Genomic DNA, 18,464 nt, shown 5'->3' on the forward strand with positions numbered 1-18,464 from the left:
GTCTTATTAAGTGAGATGGGTCACATTTTGTTACTTACTATTTCATTTCAAATAATTCATTGCAGTTATTAATAATCGCATTCGCGATAACTTCGGGAGATTCTGAACGCAGCATAGAAAGTGTCTGAAAAACATTAACTATGCGTTCCGGGCGATTCGGTTGCCCCTGCCAGCCGTTAAGCGGCATATCAGGTGCATCCGTTTCCAGCACCAGCGCGCTAAGGGGTAAGCGCGCCATTACATCGCGCGTTTTGCTGGCGCGTGGGTAAGTAATCGTTCCACCCACACCAATTTTGTAACCCATCGCCACAAAACGTTCGGCCTGTTGCAGGCTCCCCGAGAAGCCATGTACCACACCAGTGCGCGGTAAATTATGACGCTTCAAATGCGCGGCAAGTTTGTCGTGCGTACGACGGGAATGGAGAATGACAGGTAAATCATAACATTTTGCCAGTTTTAGCTGGGCATCCAGCACCGCTTCTTGTTTATCAAAAAGCGGATTTTCCATATAAAGATCGAGTCCTATCTCACCAATAGCCACTAATTTTCCCGGCCGCTGTTTCAGGTGATGTTCGAGCAACGCCAAAGACGCATCCTGATGCTTGTGAATCACTATCGGATGCAAACCTAACGCGGCATATAGCGCCGGATAGTTGTCTGCCAGCGCCAACACCGTGCTAAACCGCTCAGCCTCGATTGCCGGAACAATGATTTTTGTTACGCCCGCTTGCACGGCGAGGGCAATGCTGTTGGCTTCATCATCGCTAAATGGCGGAAAGTCGAAGTGACAATGGGTATCGTAAAACGTCATCGTCACGCCGTATCTTCGTTATTGAAAGAGGAGTCGTTAGCTTCTGGTGTTTCAATCACCGCTTTAGACAATGGCTCAGTGACCACGGCCTGTGGAACGACCACCGGCCCCGGAACCACAATACGCGGATGATGACGTTTTATTGGCGGCTTATCCGACAGCCATTTCCCTACGGTTGCGAGAAAGTAACGCCCGCATAAACGTCCAGTTTTATAGTCGGTATTTAGCGCAGGTAATCGACTGCCCAATGCAGAGCTCATCAATGGTTTCGGCGGGTAAATCTCGAAGATACGCAGTTTACCTGGCGGCTTTTCAATGAAGTTTTGAATCTCGCGATAGCTGGCTTCATGGTGATGCACCAGGTTTAATAAGGGCTGTAGGCTACTGTCACCCAACCAACGCTCCATGCGTTTAAACCATTCAGGTGTGTAATACATTTGCGAAGGGACGGTGCGAATCACCACCAGTGTATCAGCCCCCAGGCGTACAGCTTCTCTCACCGGAACCGCATCGCTTATTCCACCGTCCTGGTAACCGATGCCGTCAATCTCCACCCCGCTACGGTAAAAACCTGGAATCGCGCTTGAGGCTTTCAGAAGATTCAGCCATGTGCCGCTGTCCGGGGAAAAATATCCCGGCGTGTAGTCGTCACTACGACAGGCGCACATATAAAATTCCTTACCAGATTCAAATAGCTTTTCGGCCGTCGTCATTGAAAGCGGGATTTTGGTGGAAGTGGATTCCACGAGCCAATCGAGGTCTATGAGATGCCCGCCACGCACAAAGCGCAGAGGATCAAAAAATTCGCGAGTTGTGGTAAATCGAGTAATGACTCTTCGAGCGTATCCCGGCTGGTGACAAACGTAAGCCGAAAGGTTTTGCGCACCGGCAGAAGTGCCTAAGAAGAGGTCAAACGGGTTGAAATTAGCGCGCATAAATTCGTCCAGCACGCCAGCTGTGAATATCCCACGCTGCCCGCCGCCTTCACAAACTATGGCGAGTTTTCCGGGACGAAACTTTGGAAGCGCAAGCGGCGAAATATTGCCGAGCGTTACGGGTATTCTTTGTCCCACCCTGCTTTCCTTGGTTCTTTATCCTTCATCTTTCAAGTCGCAGGGGTGTTGGCTGCGCTCAATCACCCCTGTCACTTACCTCAGTAAGCTCCTGGGGATGCTCTCCCTGGCCGCCTACCTGCAACTCGAAATCTAAAGGATAATTATTATTAGATATTGGTTATTTGATAGTCGCTTAAAAACGCGAGAGCCAGTCTAAATTAGACTGGCTCTCTGGTCTGTCTCAAAATGATTATATACCCAAATAATTCGAGATGCAGGAAGGCGACCAGGCCGTAAGTCCCCAGGAGCATAGATTACTATGTGACTGGGGCGAACGGGTGCAGTCAACGCACCTGCGGCTCGAAGTATGACGGGTATGCTATGGGCGTTTTCGACCCATAAACAGGCTAACCAGGAACAGAATAATACCTACCACGAAGACAATTTTTGCTGCACCTGCTGCAGTACCCGCGAGAGTACCAAAACCCAGTGCTGCTGCAATCAACGCAATGACCAGAAAAATAATGCCCCAACGAAACATAAGCTTCTCCTTAACCATAATGAACCCGAATCGCTTCTGGATGAGTGCCAGATACACACTCATTGGCGATATTGAGTAACGATGTTGCTGACCTACTCCCCCGGCATTACACCGAAGGAGAAAGTTTCTATATGCCCTGTTACTTCACTTTCAGGTCGTTTTTGACGCTTTTCACGCCATCAACTGCTTTAGCGATACTCTCGGCTCGAGCAGACTGCGCATTCGATTCCACGGTACCGGATAGCTGTACAACACCTTCAGTGGTTTCCACTTTCACGTGACGTGAAGGGACGATGTCATCAGCTAAAAGTTTAGCTTTAATTTCGCTAGTGGTCGCAGTATCGCCTGCATAACCGCTGACAGATTTATCAGACCCGTTACGCACATGAAGTTTATCGCTCACGGAAGAAACCCCTTCCACGCCTTTTGCGACAGTGACGGCCTGTTCGGCCTGCGCCTGGCTTTCAACAAAGCCACTTAGCGTTACCACTTTCTTGTCCGTTTTCACTGAGATATCAGTGCTTTTGATGCTGTCGTGATCGACCAGTGCAGCTTTTACTTTCGCAGTAATTGCACTGTCATCCATGAAATTACCGACGTCTTTCACGGAGCTATCGATTTTTTCGCCTGCTGTGTCCGCTGTTGATTCGGTTTTGTTAAGCATCTTGTCTTCTGCTAAAGCGCTACCGCTTGCCAGCACAGAGCCAAGAACAACAGCTAACAGAGTTTTAGAAATCTTAGTCGTAGTCATAGTCATCGATTAATTCCTATAGTTTTGCTCACTATTTGAGCACAAGCCTTTACGTAACGGCTTTCCTTAAAAATTGGGCTAACGCTTACAGCCCAAAAATTTTCCGTTCAGTTTTTAATAGCGCCAGGAAAAATGAGTACAAATGAACTCGCCAGAAATCTTCATTTACGTGGCGTTTTCAACCAACCAATTTGTCACTGGTTTGTTAAATATAGACAACAATCACGGAATTGCATGGCGGAATGGGATGAACATGAGGGAAAAGCAGGAAATTAAGAACAATCCGTAAGGGATTAATAAGACGGGAAAAGTAGCAGGACGCGACGGCTGCCGCGCCCTGAGAGACGATTAGTGCTCGCGGGTTTTACGGAAGGTGACTTCCGGGTAGCGATCTTGCGTCAGGTTCAGGTTGACCATAGTTGGAGCGATATAAGCAAGGTTATCACCACCATCAAGCGCCAGCTGCATTTCGTTTTTCCGTTTGAATTCTTCAAACTTCTTAACGTCCGTGCTTTCTACCCAACGCGCCGTTGAGACGTTGACCGACTCGTAAATCGCCTCAACGTTGTATTCGCTTTTCAGACGCGCCACAACCACGTCGAACTGCAGCACACCGACCGCACCAACAATCAGATCGTTGTTCGCGATTGGACGGAATACCTGTACCGCACCCTCTTCAGAAAGCTGTACCAGACCTTTAAGCAACTGCTTCTGCTTTAATGGATCACGCAGACGAATACGACGGAACAGTTCCGGTGCGAAGTTCGGGATACCGGTGAACTTCATCATTTCGCCTTGAGTAAAGGTATCACCAATCTGAATAGTGCCGTGGTTATGCAGGCCGATAATATCGCCTGGATACGCTTCTTCAACGTGTGAACGGTCACCCGCCATAAAGGTCAACGCATCAGAAATCACCACATCTTTACCGGTACGAACCTGGCGCAGTTTCATGCCTTTTTCATACTTGCCGGAAACCACACGCATAAAGGCAACGCGGTCACGGTGTTTCGGGTCCATGTTGGCCTGAATCTTAAATACGAAGCCGGTGAACTTATCTTCTTCCGCTTTCACTTCGCGGGAATCCGTTTTACGCGGCATTGGCGCTGGCGCCCAATCAACCAGGCCATCGAGCATGTGGTCAACACCAAAGTTGCCCAATGCAGTACCGAAGAAGACTGGTGTCAGCTCACCTTCAAGGAACAGCTCACGATCAAATTCATGGGAAGCACCCTGAACCAGTTCCAGCTCATCACGCAATTGTGCTGCCAGGTCTTCACCGACAGCAACATCAAGCTCTGGGTTATCCAGCCCTTTAACGATGCGCACTTCCTGAATGGTATGGCCTTTACCTGTCTGATAAAGATAAGTTTCGTCTTTATAAAGGTGGTAAACGCCTTTGAACAGCTTGCCACAACCGATAGGCCAGGTGATTGGCGAACAGGCGATTTTCAGCTCACGTTCAACTTCATCCATCACTTCCATCGGATCGCGGATATCGCGGTCGAGTTTGTTCATAAAGGTGAGAATTGGCGTATCGCGTAGACGGGTAACTTCCATCAACTTACGGGTACGATCTTCTACACCTTTCGCGGCGTCGATAACCATCAGACAGCAGTCAACAGCGGTCAGAGTACGATAAGTATCTTCGGAGAAGTCTTCGTGCCCTGGGGTATCGAGCAGGTTAACCAGGCAGTCGTGATACGGGAATTGCATTACAGATGTGGTAATTGAGATACCACGCTGCTTTTCCATCTCCATCCAGTCAGATTTAGCATGCTGGCTGGAACCACGGCCTTTTACAGTACCGGCGGTCTGAATTGCCTGTCCGAACAGCAACACTTTTTCAGTGATGGTCGTTTTACCGGCATCCGGGTGAGAAATGATCGCAAAAGTGCGGCGTTTCCCCACTTCTTGCAAAAAAGGAGACAAAGTCATAATGAAATCTTCTGTGAATTGCGCACAGTCGTAACTGCGCGGCAAATGAACGTTACCTGGCGGCTATTTTACCCATCAGGTCAGGTTTAACAATCAGCGTCGATGCATTCATTAATTACACAACAATCGCTCCAGTTCATTGAGTGAGGCCACTTCCCAGGTTGGCGTGATGCCTTCAGGCAAGCTTCTTGCGTGAGCATTGAGCCAACAGGTCGCGATCCCTGCATTCATGCCGCCTAAAATATCTGATTCCGCAGTGTCACCAACCATCATTACTCGGTCGCGTGGCGGCTGGCCCATTTGCTCAAAGGTGTAATCAAAAATCTTACGATCGGGTTTCGCGACGCCGACCTGTTCAGAAATCACCAGCAAATCGAAATAATCGCGCAGACCGGTACGCTCCAGGCGAATTTGCTGCAACGCAGTAAAACCGTTGGTGATAATACCGATTTTCACTTTATCTTTTAACGCATTAAGCAGCGAAACAGCACCAGGCAGCGGCACGCAAATTTCGGCCATAGCGTTAAGAAATGCTGCATTAAGGTCACCCGCAGGCACTGATAATCTTTCGGACCACCCCTGGAAACGCTGATGCTGTAAATGAAGCGCGCTAATGGTTCCATTCTGGTAATCGGTCCACAAAGGTTTGTTAACCGCCTGGTAATCCTGGAAATCTTCAGCGGTAAAGGTCACGCTATAATCGAGAAACATCCGCTGCAAGCCGCCGAAAGCGTCAAAGGTAAATAGCGTTTCGTCAGCATCAAATAAAATCCAGTCCCAGTTCATCAACACACCTTTTTCAAATTAGCCTAACGGTAACGCCATGATGATGGCGTCTTCGCGACCCTCTTTTGTGGGGTAGTAGTTACGGCGAATCGTCGCCTCGTTAAAGCCCAGGCTTTCATAAAGTGCGATCGCTGCCGTATTCGAGGCGCGCACTTCAAGCCACAGGGTAAACACATCACGCTTTTCCAGTTCGCTGATTAAATGCTCCAGCAACTGGCGGCCCAATCCCTGACGTTGAAAATCAGGATCGACCGCAATATTAAATAATGTCGCTTCATCCAACACGACTTGCGTCACCGCAAACGCCGCCATTTTGCCGTCTACGTCGAGACGAAAATTCAAATAGCGTTCACCTTCGTTACTGGCGAAGGTTTTTTCACTCCATGGGAAAGCATGGCTGCGAAGTTCAATGGCGTATGCCGAGCTTAAGTCACTGGTGGTGAGGGAAGAAATCGTTTTCATGTTCGCAAATTTGCAGCCACAGCGCTTGTCGTGCCGCGCCATTTTCATAAAGCTCGTTTAATTCGGGAGTCGCCAACTGCGCACCGGGAATGGGGAGTTGTTCACTCACACCCAATCGCCAGCTATTACAGCGGCTGTCAGTTGGCAGCATCGCGGCTCGTTCAGGCGTCAGTTGCATCACTTGCTGTGCGCACAGATTCAAACTGCGCAAAACATCGTTAACCAACGGATCGCTTAAATCTGGAAGGTCTTCGGCAACCATCAGCAATTTGACGTTTTCATGCAGCGAGACGGCAATTTCGCCCTGTAACGCAGCCGGGCGTCGCAGCTCCCATTGAGTAATGCCCAGTTGTTGTAACAACCAGTCACGTCGCAAAGGTATTTGAGGCATAGCGAAACCTATTGAGAGTGCCAATTGGGGCGCAAATATAGCAAATTCATCGAATATGCGCCATTAAAGCTCTATAATCCCGGTTCTGATTTCCCAGGAGTAATTTGATGACTGCGTTAACCCCGGCAAGTGAAGTGCTGCTGCGCCATAGCGATGATTTTACCGAGAGCCGCGTGCTGTTTGCCGGTGATTTACAAGACGACCTGCCTGCCCGTTTCGAAACGGCGGTAAGTCGCGTTCACACACAACAATTTCACCACTGGCAGGCTCTGAGCGCTCAAATGGGCGAAGATGCGCAATATAGTCTGGTGGCGGATGCCAGCACCCTTGGCGATTGCAACACCCTGATTTACTACTGGCCGAAGAATAAGCCAGAAGCGCAGTTCCAGCTGATGAACATTTTGTCTTTAATGCCGATTGGCAGTGACATTTTTGTGGTGGGTGAGAACCGTAGCGGCGTTCGTAGTGCCGAGCAAATGCTCGCCGAATTCTGCCCGCTGAATAAAATCGACAGCGCGCGTCGTTGCGGCTTCTATCACGGTCAACTGGAAAAACAGCCACAGTTTGATGAGAATTCCTGGTGGGATGAGTATCAGCACAATGATATGACCATCAAAACGCTGCCGGGCGTGTTCAGCCGTGATGGCCTGGATACCGGCAGTAAATTGCTGCTTTCCACGCTGACTGCGCACACCAAAGGTAAAGTGCTGGATGTAGGTTGTGGCGCTGGCGTGCTGGCGGTAACCCTGGCTAAACATTCTCCAAAAGTCCGTCTGACTTTGTGTGATGTTTCTGCTCCAGCCGTTGCAGCAAGCCGCGCAACGCTTGCAGCCAACGAGATCGCAGGCGAAGTCATCGCCAGTAACGTCTATTCCGAAGTGAATGGTCGTTTTGACATGATTATCTCAAACCCACCGTTCCATGATGGTTTGCAAACCAGCCTTGATGCAGCTCACCAGCTGATTCGCGGCGCAGTCCGCCATCTGAATATGGGCGGTGAATTGCGTATCGTAGCGAACGCCTTCCTGGCCTATCCGGACGTGCTGGACGAAACCTTTGGTAACCACGAAGTGATCGCTCAGACAGGGCGTTTCAAAGTTTACCGCTCAGTTGTGATGCGTGGCGTGAAGAAGCGTTAATACAACACAGTGCCGCTTTTTCCAGCGATTAGAAAAGCGGCACCAAATTAACTGTTGACGACGCGCAGAAAACATCTAGAATGCGCCTCCGTGGTTACAATACTTCGGTGTTGTGGGTATGCGAAGGTGGCGGAATTGGTAGACGCGCTAGCTTCAGGTGTTAGTGTTCTTACGGACGTGAGGGTTCAAGTCCCTCTCTTCGCACCATTAACCACGCAAGATATCGTTCGCACTGCGCGAAGGTGGCGGAATTGGTAGACGCGCTAGCTTCAGGTGTTAGTGTTCTTACGGACGTGAGGGTTCAAGTCCCTCTCTTCGCACCAATGCGAAGGCGATATCAGATAAGTTTTGAATTGCGAAGGTGGCGGAATTGGTAGACGCGCTAGCTTCAGGTGTTAGTGCTCTAACGGGCGTGAGGGTTCAAGTCCCTCTCTTCGCACCAATTCTTATCAACTTCCCAGCAGTACTCTTTTATCCCTCGGTTTTATTTCGCTATTTCATTGTTCCCATGTTCATCATCACCAAAGCAAGCCCACTGGCAAATGCAACGCATGACGGTAGCAGCACAAAATGACGTAACCGTTTATGGTACAGCATGGCTGCGGTCACCAATAATCCTAATACAATCAAGACGCGCCACTGACTAAAAGAAAGATCTAGATACAGTAACGCGGCGACGATGCCTGCCGGCACCAGCACACCCCATGCACTTTCTAACTGACGTTGTAACATCATCGCTATCTCATCAATTGGTAATGATAACCAATATCATATGATATTATTTCTCGTTTGTCAGCGATAGCGTATCGTCAGTTTTACATTAGAAATGTTAAGCTTTCTGTATCATCAGATGACATATATTCAGTAAGGTGATAGATTGGCCCAGAATGTTAAATCTCTGATTAACACCGAATACATATATGAAGTAATCACTTTACGGATATATTTTCCTACTTCATTCCCAGCATAATGTCGGCATGAGTCGAAAGAACTATTTTTGATATGACAGCAACAAATTGGTCCACTTTACTCAAAGGGAAACATCAACTCTCTTTGCGTTTATTTTTATTATTGAATGCGTTTTCTGCGGGATTTAGCATGATATCCCCGGCAACTAATACGCAACATATTACAGTACCCATTGTTCTGGTGCTGGTGGTAAGCCTGTCCTGTCTACTCTGGCAGCTAGTAAATAAAAAGAAATTAATTAACATTAACTTCATTTCGTTAATAATTGGCTTACTCTGGGCGGGGCATATCTATATAAAAGTCTCTGCAATGCCAAATAAAGACGTTTCTTTTTTAATTATTGCCTTGTTGGCAATATTATTTATTGGCGCAATCTCTTTTATTAATAATATACAAGCATTTATTGCCGCCTGCCTACCTGCCACCTTAATCATATTCTGGCTTGATCAAGGGGCCAACTGGCCGCGCCTGTTGTATTCAATTGTTCTGCCTGGCGTGGGGATCACTATTCAACATATCATTCATCAGCGTCATGATAACTTTACGCGTCGTTTGATGAATAAGCTGCTTGAAGAAAAAGAAACCCTTAACGATCTTAGTATGTTAGATCCGCTTACCGGTTTGAATAATCGCCGTGGGTTCCAGAACCGTTTTGACACTCTGCTCTCAGTCAGCAGCGGCCAGCATTATATACTGCTACTGGATATCGACCATTTTAAAGACTACAACGATAACTATGGTCATAACATGGGCGATAAGGCACTGACGCATGTCTCTGCGGCCATTCGTGACGCTGTTCGTTCACGTGATGTCGTCACGCGTTATGGTGGCGAAGAGTTTATGGTTTTACTGGTTGATGTTGATGCTGAACAAGCCCTGCAAACAGCAGAGCGCATTCGCCAACGCGTTTATGATTTAAATATTCAGCACATGTTTAATAAAAGCGTGGCGACCCATCTTACAATAAGCATCGGCCTTGCAGCACTTGAGCAGCACGACATTGAAGAAGCATTGCGCAAAGCTGACGGCGCACTTTATCGTGCCAAACGACAGGGCCGTAACAGCATCTTTGTCAGCGACACTCTCCTTCAAACACCAACAGAACCCGCTCATCTTTAACGGCTAAATACCTTGAACACAAAACAACCTTGCTAAAGGCATTATCTATAGATAGGATTGGCAATCATTATCATTTGTATTAGTGGTTCTGTTTGCCGATGTCGTTTCAGTCTTCACAGTTTATTAATGATTTTGCATGGCAGCCGCCATTTACGAGCTCGCAACCGCCGCTTGCAGATGAGCTACGCGCGCATTTTGCTGTGCATCGACCGTACTTCAACGACATCATCAAACTCAATGAACCTGTGCCTCACACCAGCCAGGCTCTGCATCAGTGGGCACAACCTGCGGCCTTAACTTCATTTCTCGCCTGCTACAGTGACCACATTTACCGGAACCAGCCGCAGCTTGCGCGTGAAGGGAAGCCGCTAAAATCGCTATGGGCACAATGGTATCTTGGTTTGTTGGTTCCACCGCTGGTCATGGCATTGATTACCCAACCTCGTGCACTGGATATCGACCCGCAACACATCCATGTTGAGTTTCATGAAACAGGCAGAGCTGCTACTTTCTGGCTAGACGTCCAGGAAGATAAGATGGCAACAACAATGCCGTTAACCCAACGCCTTGAAAAGCTGATTATTAAAGGGTTAATGCCCGTCGTTGAGGCACTGGAAAAAAGTGGTGAAATCAATGGAAAACTCATCTGGAGTAATACGGGATATCTGCTGAACTGGTTTTTTGGCGAGCTCAGAGAGTTGCTGAATGAATCGACAATTGCCGAGTTGCGTCATGCCTGTTTCTTTGAGAAACAGCTGCAGGATGGTCAGGATAATCCCCTCTACCGTACCGTCATTCTCCGTGAAGGTTTGCTAGTACGTCGCACCTGCTGCCAACGCTATAAACTGCCAGATGTACAACGCTGCGGTGACTGCACGTTAAAGTAAAACGGTGGGTTTCCCCACCGTTTCATTGCACTCATCGCTCTACTGTTAAGCAGCCTGTTGGCTCTCTTCTCCAGATGATCTCTGTGCTTCTTCCGCTTCTTGTTCCAGCAACTGCTTCTCGTACACTTTGAAGAACGGGAAGTAGATGATGGCGGAAACGACAGCCAGCAGAATAACCAGAATCGCCGCGCGGAAATCCCAGCCCAGAGCCCAAGCCGCACCGATTGGTGCAGGAGCAGTCCACGGCACAACTGAAATCACACGGCCAATCAAATCCATCTTCATTGCGCCCCACGCCAGCACGGCGTTAACCATTGGTGCCAGCAGGAACGGAATAAAGAACACTGGGTTCATAACAATTGGCGTACCGAAAATGACCGGTTCGTTAATGTTAAAGAAACTTGGAACCACGCTTAGTCGCCCAATAGAGCGCAGGTGAGCTGATTTACTACGCAGATAGCAAATCACCAGCCCCATGGTTGCACCCGAACCACCAATCACGATAAAGAACGTCCAGAACGCTTCCATAAAGATGTGTGGCAGTGGCGCACCTTGTGCCAACGCGCTCTGGTTCATACCTAGGTTGGTCAACCAGAACATTTGCAGCATGCCAGAAATAATGGCCGCGCCGTGAATTCCTGCAAACCAAAGCAGATGGCCAATCAGCACCGCCAGCAAAATAGCAGGCAGTGAGTCCGCCGCAGAAACCAGCGGTTTGAACAGTGACATAATGGCTTGTGGAATCAACATGCCAAACTCAGACTGAATGAACAGGCTCAGTGGGTAGAGCGTTAGCACCACAACCAGAACGGGGATAAGAAGATCAAAGGAGTTTTTGATCATCGGTGGAACCTGGTCCGGGAGTTTGATTCCGATATTGTGCGCTTTCAGGAAACGCATCATTTCGACACAGTAAATCGCCACCAGGATTGCAGTGAAAATCCCTGTCCCTCCCATACTGTCTACCGGCATCGTGCCTTTAGTTTTTGGTGCCGCCACCAGCAGAAAAGCCATGAGTGAAAGCATTGCGCACATGAATGGATCCAGGCCGTGCGACTTCACATAGTGCTTACCGAGGTTGTAGGCAATAGCCGCACAAATGTAGATAGACATAATGCCCATCGTCATATCAAACGGCGTAAGAATTTGCCCTTCAAACTGTTTCGCCATATCCAGCCATGCGCGAGCAAACCCCCAGGTGGTGGTTGGCGAGAATGGAGGGTATGCAAACACCAGCAAGAACGAACCGACAATCATAAATGGCATCGCAGAGATAAACCCATCACGAATCGCCATAACATGGCGCTGTGAAGAGATTCGTCCCGCAACGGGACTAACGTAGTTTTCTACAAAACGGAAAATCAAATTAAAAGCTGCATGATTCGTAGACATATCGGAACTCCAGTCAGGCTATCAACGCGAATGTAGCCGCGGGAAAAGTATCGCCGCGCAACAGTCCGTAATTCATAGAATTCATCCCCGAAACCGGGACCTTTTTAGATACAGCTTTCAATTCGACATCAGTGGCACAGCATAAAAAAATCGGTTTCATAGGCTGCTCTTATTATTGGGTACAGGTGTGTGACCGTTTAAGTATTCATCGCTAATTCACGTACTGCAACCGGTTACTGAAACCGGTTGCAGTGAATGTGAAGAAGATCCAGAAATCACTGAAACTTTAGCTTCTTTAGGTATTTCACATCACAACGTCGCCCTTTCATTCGACACAATCAGGGTCGGTTTCACTGGTTTACATATAGCACATACTTATGCCAAATTATTTGCTGAACAGAATGGGAGAAAAGCATGAGCCTGCAGTCCGTCCGGCAATTCTTTGCCGAAAACGCCCCCGATATCGACATCATTGAATTGAATCAAAGTACAGCAACTGTTGCTTTAGCTGCGGTAGCCCATAACGTCGAGCCTGGGCAGATTGCTAAAACATTGTCGTTGAAAGTGAAGGATAGAGTGGTGTTGGTTGTCGCGAAAGGTGACGCACGCCTGGATAATAAAAAACTTAAAACTGTTTTTGGGGCCAAGGCCCGCATGCTTAGCAGCGATGAGGTTGTTACCTGGACAGGCCACCCCGTGGGCGGAGTGTGTCCTTTTGGACTCGAAAATCCGTTAGCAGTTTACTGCGATATTTCACTTAAACAGTACGAGGAGGTTTTACCTGCTGCCGGAGCCATCCATAGCGCGGTGCGCATTTCACCTGCTCGTTTGGCTGAACTCACCGCTGCACATTGGGTAGATGTGTGCCAATAATCAGGAGACTGAGGAAGGATTTGAGCTCCTCAGTCGTACCCCATTATTTTCATACTCACTGTTTATAAGGTGGAATATTTAACTCCCGCTTTCCATGTTCACTGAATAGCCAGGTATACATTTCGGCATCTGTTTTAATTTCCAATCGGCGCATAGCGCTTTTTTTTTGTGCGCTAACGGTTTTATAGTTTTTTTCAAGTAGCGTCGCAATTTGCACCAACTTCCAGCCTTTACTGATCAGCCGTAAAACTCGGCATTCTGAAAAAGTTAACCTCGTTTTGACCATATCATTAACAGATACCTGTGCAGCTCTCTCTTGCAAAAGACAGTTGCTGATTCTTTCAACATCACTAGCGTTATTAAATACATGCTCGATAATGCTGTTCATTGGTTCATGTAAAGAAAGCAATGAAGTTTTGGTTGTCAGCAAACGTTCAATAGCGAGATTGAGCAGATGTTGAGGCATAATAAATATCCATCTTACATGCTGAGATTCATTTTTCAGATGGCTCAGAAAGTCACATTGCTCTATGAATTCCTGTTGCGAACTATCCAGCTCAAGCATGACAACATCCGCCTGATCGAGAATTTCTGAATTTAGCTCTAAATAATCTGCCAACAAAATCTGTGAAGATTCTGCCGCTTTTTCTTTCATAACGATCTGCACACCTTCTCTCATCAATGGCCGTTTACTAATAACTACTGCACGACAAAAAGGATTATGCAAAGAGGTCGTTTCCTTGTTTTCCGTCATCAAAATATCCTTATAATAACAATTAATTACCTGTTAGCTCACAGCGAAAAACATGTAGGTCTTTATCACAGTGAAATCCCAGCTTTTCCATTGCATGTCTTTTATGTGAGCTTACTGTTCTGATATCGCGCCCCAAACGCTTTGCTACCTGGGTAACGTTACGTCCTAAAAATAGTTGCTCGATTACCTCCATCTCGCATTCCGTCAATTCACCAGGTATCTGCTCCCGCAGAACAGTTTTAATCATTGGGCTGTGTAGGGTTATGCTACTAGATAGTGATTTTATTAACAGATCCATAAATATTGAGGCTGATTCATACTGAGATATAATCACTCGAACACCCAGAGATGAAATATACTTCAGAATGCTGACCTTATGATTATGAGTGTAAATAACAATATTTTTATTTGGTTTTGCCTTTCGATACCATTTAATAAACTTTATCTCCTCAGCCAATTGCTGTGATGATTTACTAATATTTAAGATGATAGTGGGATGGGGGATTTTTAACACTTCATCATAAGCGCCATGAATATCTTTAATAATATTAATTGAATTTTTAAATTCTGGTCTGGCATTTAGCTGATGAATTATCCCTTCCACCATTAATACACAAGGTATAACAACCATTACCTGACTCGATACATTATTTATAGTGATATTATTTTCCATATCATTCCCTTGATCAATATATCAAAAAACATAAAAACAAAGGATAATAGATATACATGAAAAGCAACATGCAACGCCAATTTAAATAGCATTCACCCCATTATATTTATTAGCAAAAATCCAATGGAGTATTGAAAGAGAAAACAATAATTTAATATAAACAATTCCTGTAAAACAGAAAACCGACTTAAAGATCCCGAATTGGATGATTACGAAAATCTTTTGGCGTAGTTGCCATATGGCGACGGAAAAAACGTGAAAAGTAGGTTGAGTCACTAAAACCAAGATAATCAGAGATTTGACTGACTGTCATGCTGGTGTAGAGCAAACTGCGTCGGGCTTCAAGCAACAGCCTTTGATGCAATACGTTTAGTGCGCTGTAGCCATAAAACTCATGGCACAGATTATTTAAATGCACACTGGATAGCCCTACGGCACTTGCATAATGCGTTACAGAAAGTTGCTCACGATAATGTCGTTCAACGAGTTGGTTAAACTGATGAATCACTGAACGTTTTCGCTCAACACGCGAACTGCCACTCGGGGCTGGAGTACATTGCCGATTAAGCCAAACCAGCAAGGCGCTAATCAGTGAATGCAACATCATATCGCGCGATTCACCCTGGCCTTCATACTCACTTTGCAGAGTGCTAAACAGAGTATTAATTTGCCTGCGAGAGCCTTTCACCGGCAGGCAGGTGGCTTGTGAGAGCACCTGCAAAGGGCGACCAAACTGTTGTTCAAACTGCGTTATTAAAGGCGCTGAAAAAGACAGTGAATAGCCTTGTGCACCGGGTGAAAATTTAAAACCGTGCACGCACAAGGCCGGAACAACTTGAATGCAGGCATGCGTCACATGGTGAGTACAGCCCTCAATGTCTATCTCCACCTGCCCTTTATGCAAATAAAGCAGTTGAACCAGATCCGCATGTTGATGCGTACGAATATGCCATTCATAAAGGCTACTGCGGCTATGGATAGACTCGCAATGCAGCAAATCAGATGCAGGCCAGTTCCGGCTTTCACCATAAAGTTTGAATACCGGAATGCTGGTGTTAAGGCTCATGACATCCTCTTTAATCCTACGCTGAATAAGTATAGTTTATTCAACAAGTTCGAATGGCAATCCAACATAGTTTTCAGCAATCGTTGTCAACCCTGCGCGCGAAGCCAAATAATATTCACGATCGGCCTGCTGCATCTTACGGTCAAACTCATCCATGCCTTCGAAATCATGAAGCAGATTAGTCATAAACCAGCTAAAACGCTCCCCTTTCCATACTCGACGCAATGCCATTGGTGAATAAGTCTCCAGCAAATCAGTTCGCCCTTCGTGATACACCTTGCTCAAAATCCGATACAGGTAATTCACATCAGATGCGGCAAGATTTAATCCTTTTGCTCCGGTCGGCGGCACAATATGAGCCGCATCGCCCACCAGGAAAAGATTGCCATATTGCATCGGCTCCACCACAAAACTACGTAACGGGGCGATACTTTTCTCAAGTGAGTGACCAGTCACTAACTTCTCAGCCAGCTCTTTAGGCAACCGCAGCTTTAGTTCGCCCCAGAAGCGTTCATCTGACCAGGATTCAACATTGTCACTAAGTGGGACCTGTAAATAGTAGCGGCTTCGAGTTAGTGAGCGCTGACTACACAAAACGAATCCCCGCTCATGATGAGCATAAATAAGCTCATGGTTAACTGGTGGCGTATCCGATAACAACCCAAGCCAGCCGAACGGATAAACACGTTCGTACTCACGAGTGACTTCTTCAGGAATAGCCTTACGGGAAACACCGTGAAAGCCATCGCAACCCGCAATATAGTCACAATCGATACGGCAAGTTTCACCCTGCTTCTCAAAAGTGACATAGGGACAATCACTTTTGACATCAAATAATTGCACGTTGCTAACGCCGTATATGGAAATAGCATCAGTTGCTCGCCGCGCTTCCATCAAATCATGAGTCACTTCCGTCTGGCCATACACCATCACCGTCTTCCCGCCAGTCAGTTCTTTTAGCGGAACAGGGATACGTTTTCCATCAACCAAAAACTCAACACCCTCATGGACTAACCCTTCCACATCCATTCTTTGACTGACCCCTGCCTCACGCAACAAATCTACGGTGCCGCTCTCCAGGATGCCCGCACGAATACGTCCTAAAACATGTTCGGGTGATTGTCGTTCAAGCACCACATTGCTGATGCCTGCGTTATGCAGTAATTGCCCCAACAGCAAACCCGATGGACCAGCACCAATAATCACTACCTGAGTTTTCATAGGATACGTTCTCTGATGTGCGTTATTAAAATGTTATTTTTATGTTTAACAATTGCTCGTTAATGCATTTTTAACGTCATCAGAGGGAAAAAGAAGGCCAATATCGGTCTAAAACGTGCACTTTTCGAAAGTCATGCAAAGAGTGTGGACGAGTTCATAGTTCGCCGAAAAAGTGTGCGAAATAGGTTATTTGGTTAAATGTTGATCTGGAGCGCCTGAGTCCTGGTAGTGGCATATGCTAATAATAAAGGATGTTAAAATTTGAGCGGCTATCGTCGCTTCTACCTTTCATAGGACAGGTATGTCGGAAGATGTAAACACGCAACGGGACGTGACTCGCCTTTGCATCCAGTGTGGGCTTTTTTTGCTGCAACATGGTGCCGAAAGCGCACTGGTAGAAGAACTTTCCTGTCGCCTGGGCATTGCCTTAGGTATGGATAGCGTTGAAAGCTCAATTTCAGCAAATGCTATTGTGCTAAGCACCATAAAAGATAATCAATGCCTTACCACCACGCGTAAAAACACTGACCGCGGCATCAACATGCATGTGGTGACAGAAGTGCAACACATTGTGATTATGGCCGAGCATAAGCTTCTGGATCATAAAGATGTTTTGAAACGTTTTACGCACAGAAAACCGCTGCGCTATCCACGTTGGTTAGTGGTGCTGATGGTTGGCCTATCTTGTGGCTGCTTCTGTAAGCTAAATAAAGGCGGTTGGGACGGTGCCTTCATCGCCTTTCTTGCCAGTTCTGTAGCGATGTATGTTCGCCTGGTGTTTACCGCACGCCATCTACACCCGCAAATTAATTTCTGCATTACGGCGTTTGTTGCCACCACAATTTCTGGGTTACTCATTGCCAAAGGCCCATTTGCCACGACATCCAATATTGCCATGGCGGCAAGCGTGCTGCTGCTGGTGCCGGGCTTTCCGCTGATTAACGCCGTGGCCGATATGTTTAAAGGTCACGTCAACACGGGGCTTGCAAGATGGGCAATGGCGAGCCTACTAACGCTTGCTACCTGTATTGGTGTCGTGATGGCCATGTCACTATGGGGGCTGCGCGGATGGGAATAATCGATTTTTTACTGGCGTTGCTACAAGACATGGTGCTTGCGGCGATTCCCGCACTAGGCTTTGCGCTGGTGTTTAATGTCCCGCAGCGTGCTTTGCCTTACTGCGCTCTGCTCGGCGCGATTGGCCACGGTTCCCGAATGGCAATGATGGCGGCGGGTATGAACATCGAATGGAGTACGTTTATCGCCTCCCTTCTGATAGGCACGATTGGAATACAGTGGTCGCGTTGGTACCTGGCGCATCCTAAAGTGTTCACAGTGGCTGCGGTAATTCCCATGTTCCCAGGAATTTCTGCCTATACCGCGATGATTTCAGCGGTGAAACTCAGCCACTTTGGTTACACCGAAGACCTCATGATTCAGCTGCTCACCAACTTCCTGAAGGCCTCGTTTATCCTCGGCGCATTGTCGATTGGCTTATCTATTCCTGGCCTGTGGCTTTACCGTAAACGCCCGCGAGTGTGATGTATTTCAGGGCTTCGCTAACTCATCAGTGCTTTGCCCACGCAAACTTGTTTTAATGTCATCAGGCCAGGTCTGTTACCCGCGGTCTGATGAC

At 47.1% G+C, this 18,464-nt stretch carries 20 protein-coding genes and 3 tRNA genes; 9 read left to right on the plus strand and 14 right to left on the minus strand.

Annotated elements, in window-relative coordinates:
* Window positions 1–37: 37 nt before the first annotated feature.
* The 8 genes from LVQ76_RS06225 to LVQ76_RS06260 form a co-directional block, all read right to left on the minus strand.
* A complete protein-coding gene (locus LVQ76_RS06225; RefSeq protein ID WP_232921229.1) occupies window positions 38–817 on the minus strand; it encodes a TatD family hydrolase in 780 nt (259 codons plus the stop codon).
* Entirely contained in the window at window positions 814–1,884 is a 1,071-nt protein-coding gene (locus tag LVQ76_RS06230) for a patatin-like phospholipase family protein (protein WP_232904512.1), read from the minus strand. The genes LVQ76_RS06225 and LVQ76_RS06230 overlap by 4 nt, the downstream gene beginning before the upstream one ends.
* Before the next feature lie 361 nt (window positions 1,885–2,245).
* Entirely contained in the window at window positions 2,246–2,407 is a 162-nt protein-coding gene (locus LVQ76_RS06235; RefSeq protein WP_064513877.1) for a DUF1328 domain-containing protein, read from the minus strand.
* Window positions 2,408–2,546: 139 nt separating this feature from the next.
* Window positions 2,547–3,164: a molecular chaperone OsmY gene (gene osmY, locus LVQ76_RS06240; RefSeq protein WP_151993071.1), complete on the minus strand. Its 618-nt coding sequence runs from the start codon at window positions 3,162–3,164 to the stop codon at window positions 2,547–2,549.
* 342 nt (window positions 3,165–3,506) lie between these two features.
* Window positions 3,507–5,096, minus strand: a complete 1,590-nt coding sequence (prfC, locus tag LVQ76_RS06245; protein ID WP_232921230.1) for a peptide chain release factor 3 — start codon at window positions 5,094–5,096, stop codon at window positions 3,507–3,509.
* 111 nt (window positions 5,097–5,207) lie between these two features.
* Window positions 5,208–5,882 carry a pyrimidine 5'-nucleotidase gene (gene yjjG, locus LVQ76_RS06250; protein ID WP_232921231.1) on the minus strand — a complete coding sequence of 225 codons (675 nt, stop codon included), beginning with the start codon at window positions 5,880–5,882 and terminating at the stop codon, window positions 5,208–5,210.
* A gap of 18 nt (window positions 5,883–5,900) precedes the next feature.
* On the minus strand, window positions 5,901–6,344 hold the full coding sequence (rimI, locus tag LVQ76_RS06255) for a ribosomal protein S18-alanine N-acetyltransferase (protein ID WP_120064756.1): 444 nt from the start codon (window positions 6,342–6,344) through the stop codon (window positions 5,901–5,903).
* Window positions 6,313–6,735 carry a DNA polymerase III subunit psi gene (locus LVQ76_RS06260; RefSeq protein ID WP_233337906.1) on the minus strand — a complete coding sequence of 141 codons (423 nt, stop codon included), beginning with the start codon at window positions 6,733–6,735 and terminating at the stop codon, window positions 6,313–6,315. The genes rimI and LVQ76_RS06260 overlap by 32 nt, the downstream gene beginning before the upstream one ends.
* Window positions 6,736–6,842: 107 nt before the next feature.
* Here LVQ76_RS06260 and rsmC point away from each other — a divergent pair, with 107 nt between their 5' ends.
* The 4 genes from rsmC to LVQ76_RS06280 all read left to right on the plus strand — a co-directional run bounded on the left by rsmC (window position 6,843) and on the right by LVQ76_RS06280 (window position 8,316).
* Window positions 6,843–7,874 carry a 16S rRNA (guanine(1207)-N(2))-methyltransferase RsmC gene (gene rsmC, locus LVQ76_RS06265; RefSeq protein WP_232864642.1) on the plus strand — a complete coding sequence of 344 codons (1,032 nt, stop codon included), beginning with the start codon at window positions 6,843–6,845 and terminating at the stop codon, window positions 7,872–7,874.
* 120 nt (window positions 7,875–7,994) lie between these two features.
* A tRNA-Leu gene (locus LVQ76_RS06270) sits at window positions 7,995–8,081 on the plus strand.
* Window positions 8,082–8,110: 29 nt separating this feature from the next.
* Window positions 8,111–8,197 (plus strand) — tRNA-Leu (locus LVQ76_RS06275).
* 32 nt (window positions 8,198–8,229) lie between these two features.
* Window positions 8,230–8,316, plus strand: a tRNA-Leu gene (locus tag LVQ76_RS06280).
* A gap of 50 nt (window positions 8,317–8,366) precedes the next feature.
* Here the strand turns inward: LVQ76_RS06280 and LVQ76_RS06285 are convergent.
* The gene (locus tag LVQ76_RS06285) at window positions 8,367–8,606 is read right to left on the minus strand and encodes a DUF1435 domain-containing protein (RefSeq protein ID WP_151993283.1); all 240 of its coding nucleotides are present in this window, start codon (window positions 8,604–8,606) and stop codon (window positions 8,367–8,369) included.
* Between the two features lie 270 nt (window positions 8,607–8,876).
* Here LVQ76_RS06285 and LVQ76_RS06290 point away from each other — a divergent pair, with 270 nt between their 5' ends.
* On the plus strand, window positions 8,877–9,962 hold the full coding sequence (locus LVQ76_RS06290; protein WP_232864643.1) for a GGDEF domain-containing protein: 1,086 nt from the start codon (window positions 8,877–8,879) through the stop codon (window positions 9,960–9,962).
* A 98-nt stretch (window positions 9,963–10,060) separates the two neighbouring features.
* Window positions 10,061–10,849 carry a siderophore-iron reductase FhuF gene (fhuF, locus tag LVQ76_RS06295; protein WP_232921232.1) on the plus strand — a complete coding sequence of 263 codons (789 nt, stop codon included), beginning with the start codon at window positions 10,061–10,063 and terminating at the stop codon, window positions 10,847–10,849.
* Window positions 10,850–10,894: 45 nt separating this feature from the next.
* Here fhuF and LVQ76_RS06300 read toward each other — a convergent pair whose 3' ends face one another.
* Entirely contained in the window at window positions 10,895–12,241 is a 1,347-nt protein-coding gene (locus LVQ76_RS06300) for a PTS sugar transporter subunit IIC (RefSeq protein WP_064513892.1), read from the minus strand.
* Window positions 12,242–12,655: 414 nt separating this feature from the next.
* Between LVQ76_RS06300 and LVQ76_RS06305 the strand changes: the two genes are divergently transcribed.
* A complete protein-coding gene (locus LVQ76_RS06305) occupies window positions 12,656–13,114 on the plus strand; it encodes a YbaK/EbsC family protein (protein WP_232904508.1) in 459 nt (152 codons plus the stop codon).
* A 55-nt stretch (window positions 13,115–13,169) separates the two neighbouring features.
* On the opposite strand, the gene LVQ76_RS06310 is transcribed toward LVQ76_RS06305, so the two are convergent.
* The 4 genes from LVQ76_RS06310 to pobA form a co-directional block, all read right to left on the minus strand.
* On the minus strand, window positions 13,170–13,868 hold the full coding sequence (locus LVQ76_RS06310) for a helix-turn-helix transcriptional regulator (RefSeq protein ID WP_232921233.1): 699 nt from the start codon (window positions 13,866–13,868) through the stop codon (window positions 13,170–13,172).
* A 22-nt stretch (window positions 13,869–13,890) separates the two neighbouring features.
* Window positions 13,891–14,541: a LuxR C-terminal-related transcriptional regulator gene (locus LVQ76_RS06315; protein WP_232921234.1), complete on the minus strand. Its 651-nt coding sequence runs from the start codon at window positions 14,539–14,541 to the stop codon at window positions 13,891–13,893.
* A gap of 187 nt (window positions 14,542–14,728) precedes the next feature.
* A complete protein-coding gene (locus LVQ76_RS06320; protein WP_232921235.1) occupies window positions 14,729–15,607 on the minus strand; it encodes a helix-turn-helix domain-containing protein in 879 nt (292 codons plus the stop codon).
* Window positions 15,608–15,643: 36 nt separating this feature from the next.
* Window positions 15,644–16,828 carry a 4-hydroxybenzoate 3-monooxygenase gene (gene pobA, locus LVQ76_RS06325; protein WP_232904505.1) on the minus strand — a complete coding sequence of 395 codons (1,185 nt, stop codon included), beginning with the start codon at window positions 16,826–16,828 and terminating at the stop codon, window positions 15,644–15,646.
* A 301-nt stretch (window positions 16,829–17,129) separates the two neighbouring features.
* Here pobA and LVQ76_RS06330 point away from each other — a divergent pair, with 301 nt between their 5' ends.
* The gene (locus LVQ76_RS06330; RefSeq protein WP_232921236.1) at window positions 17,130–17,906 is read left to right on the plus strand and encodes a threonine/serine exporter family protein; all 777 of its coding nucleotides are present in this window, start codon (window positions 17,130–17,132) and stop codon (window positions 17,904–17,906) included.
* Window positions 17,897–18,370, plus strand: coding sequence for a threonine/serine exporter (locus LVQ76_RS06335; RefSeq protein ID WP_232864649.1), 474 nt, complete (start codon window positions 17,897–17,899; stop codon window positions 18,368–18,370). The genes LVQ76_RS06330 and LVQ76_RS06335 overlap by 10 nt, the downstream gene beginning before the upstream one ends.
* Window positions 18,371–18,464: the final 94 nt, after the last annotated feature.

It is taken from the genome of Buttiauxella cochleicola, from assembly GCF_021283185.1.
In the GTDB taxonomy this organism is placed as follows: domain Bacteria; phylum Pseudomonadota; class Gammaproteobacteria; order Enterobacterales; family Enterobacteriaceae; genus Buttiauxella; species Buttiauxella massiliensis.

Excerpts from the sequence above, each read along its gene's own strand:
- LVQ76_RS06315 (WP_232921234.1), bottom strand. The coding sequence starts at position 14,541 with ATGGAAAATAATATCACTATAAATAATGTATCGAGTCAGGTAATGGTT.
- LVQ76_RS06320 (WP_232921235.1), bottom strand. The coding sequence starts at position 15,607 with ATGAGCCTTAACACCAGCATTCCGGTATTCAAACTTTATGGTGAAAGC.
- LVQ76_RS06330 (WP_232921236.1), top strand. The coding sequence starts at position 17,130 with ATGTCGGAAGATGTAAACACGCAACGGGACGTGACTCGCCTTTGCATC.
- LVQ76_RS06310 (WP_232921233.1), bottom strand. The coding sequence starts at position 13,868 with ATGACGGAAAACAAGGAAACGACCTCTTTGCATAATCCTTTTTGTCGT.
- LVQ76_RS06305 (WP_232904508.1), top strand. The coding sequence starts at position 12,656 with ATGAGCCTGCAGTCCGTCCGGCAATTCTTTGCCGAAAACGCCCCCGAT.
- prfC (WP_232921230.1), bottom strand. The coding sequence starts at position 5,096 with ATGACTTTGTCTCCTTTTTTGCAAGAAGTGGGGAAACGCCGCACTTTT.
- LVQ76_RS06260 (WP_233337906.1), bottom strand. The coding sequence starts at position 6,735 with ATGCCTCAAATACCTTTGCGACGTGACTGGTTGTTACAACAACTGGGC.
- rsmC (WP_232864642.1), top strand. The coding sequence starts at position 6,843 with ATGACTGCGTTAACCCCGGCAAGTGAAGTGCTGCTGCGCCATAGCGAT.
- LVQ76_RS06300 (WP_064513892.1), bottom strand. The coding sequence starts at position 12,241 with ATGTCTACGAATCATGCAGCTTTTAATTTGATTTTCCGTTTTGTAGAA.
- LVQ76_RS06335 (WP_232864649.1), top strand. The coding sequence starts at position 17,897 with ATGGGAATAATCGATTTTTTACTGGCGTTGCTACAAGACATGGTGCTT.
- pobA (WP_232904505.1), bottom strand. The coding sequence starts at position 16,828 with ATGAAAACTCAGGTAGTGATTATTGGTGCTGGTCCATCGGGTTTGCTG.
- osmY (WP_151993071.1), bottom strand. The coding sequence starts at position 3,164 with ATGACTATGACTACGACTAAGATTTCTAAAACTCTGTTAGCTGTTGTT.
- LVQ76_RS06285 (WP_151993283.1), bottom strand. The coding sequence starts at position 8,606 with ATGTTACAACGTCAGTTAGAAAGTGCATGGGGTGTGCTGGTGCCGGCA.
- LVQ76_RS06290 (WP_232864643.1), top strand. The coding sequence starts at position 8,877 with ATGACAGCAACAAATTGGTCCACTTTACTCAAAGGGAAACATCAACTC.
- yjjG (WP_232921231.1), bottom strand. The coding sequence starts at position 5,882 with ATGAACTGGGACTGGATTTTATTTGATGCTGACGAAACGCTATTTACC.
- LVQ76_RS06235 (WP_064513877.1), bottom strand. The coding sequence starts at position 2,407 with ATGTTTCGTTGGGGCATTATTTTTCTGGTCATTGCGTTGATTGCAGCA.
- rimI (WP_120064756.1), bottom strand. The coding sequence starts at position 6,344 with ATGAAAACGATTTCTTCCCTCACCACCAGTGACTTAAGCTCGGCATAC.
- fhuF (WP_232921232.1), top strand. The coding sequence starts at position 10,061 with ATGTCGTTTCAGTCTTCACAGTTTATTAATGATTTTGCATGGCAGCCG.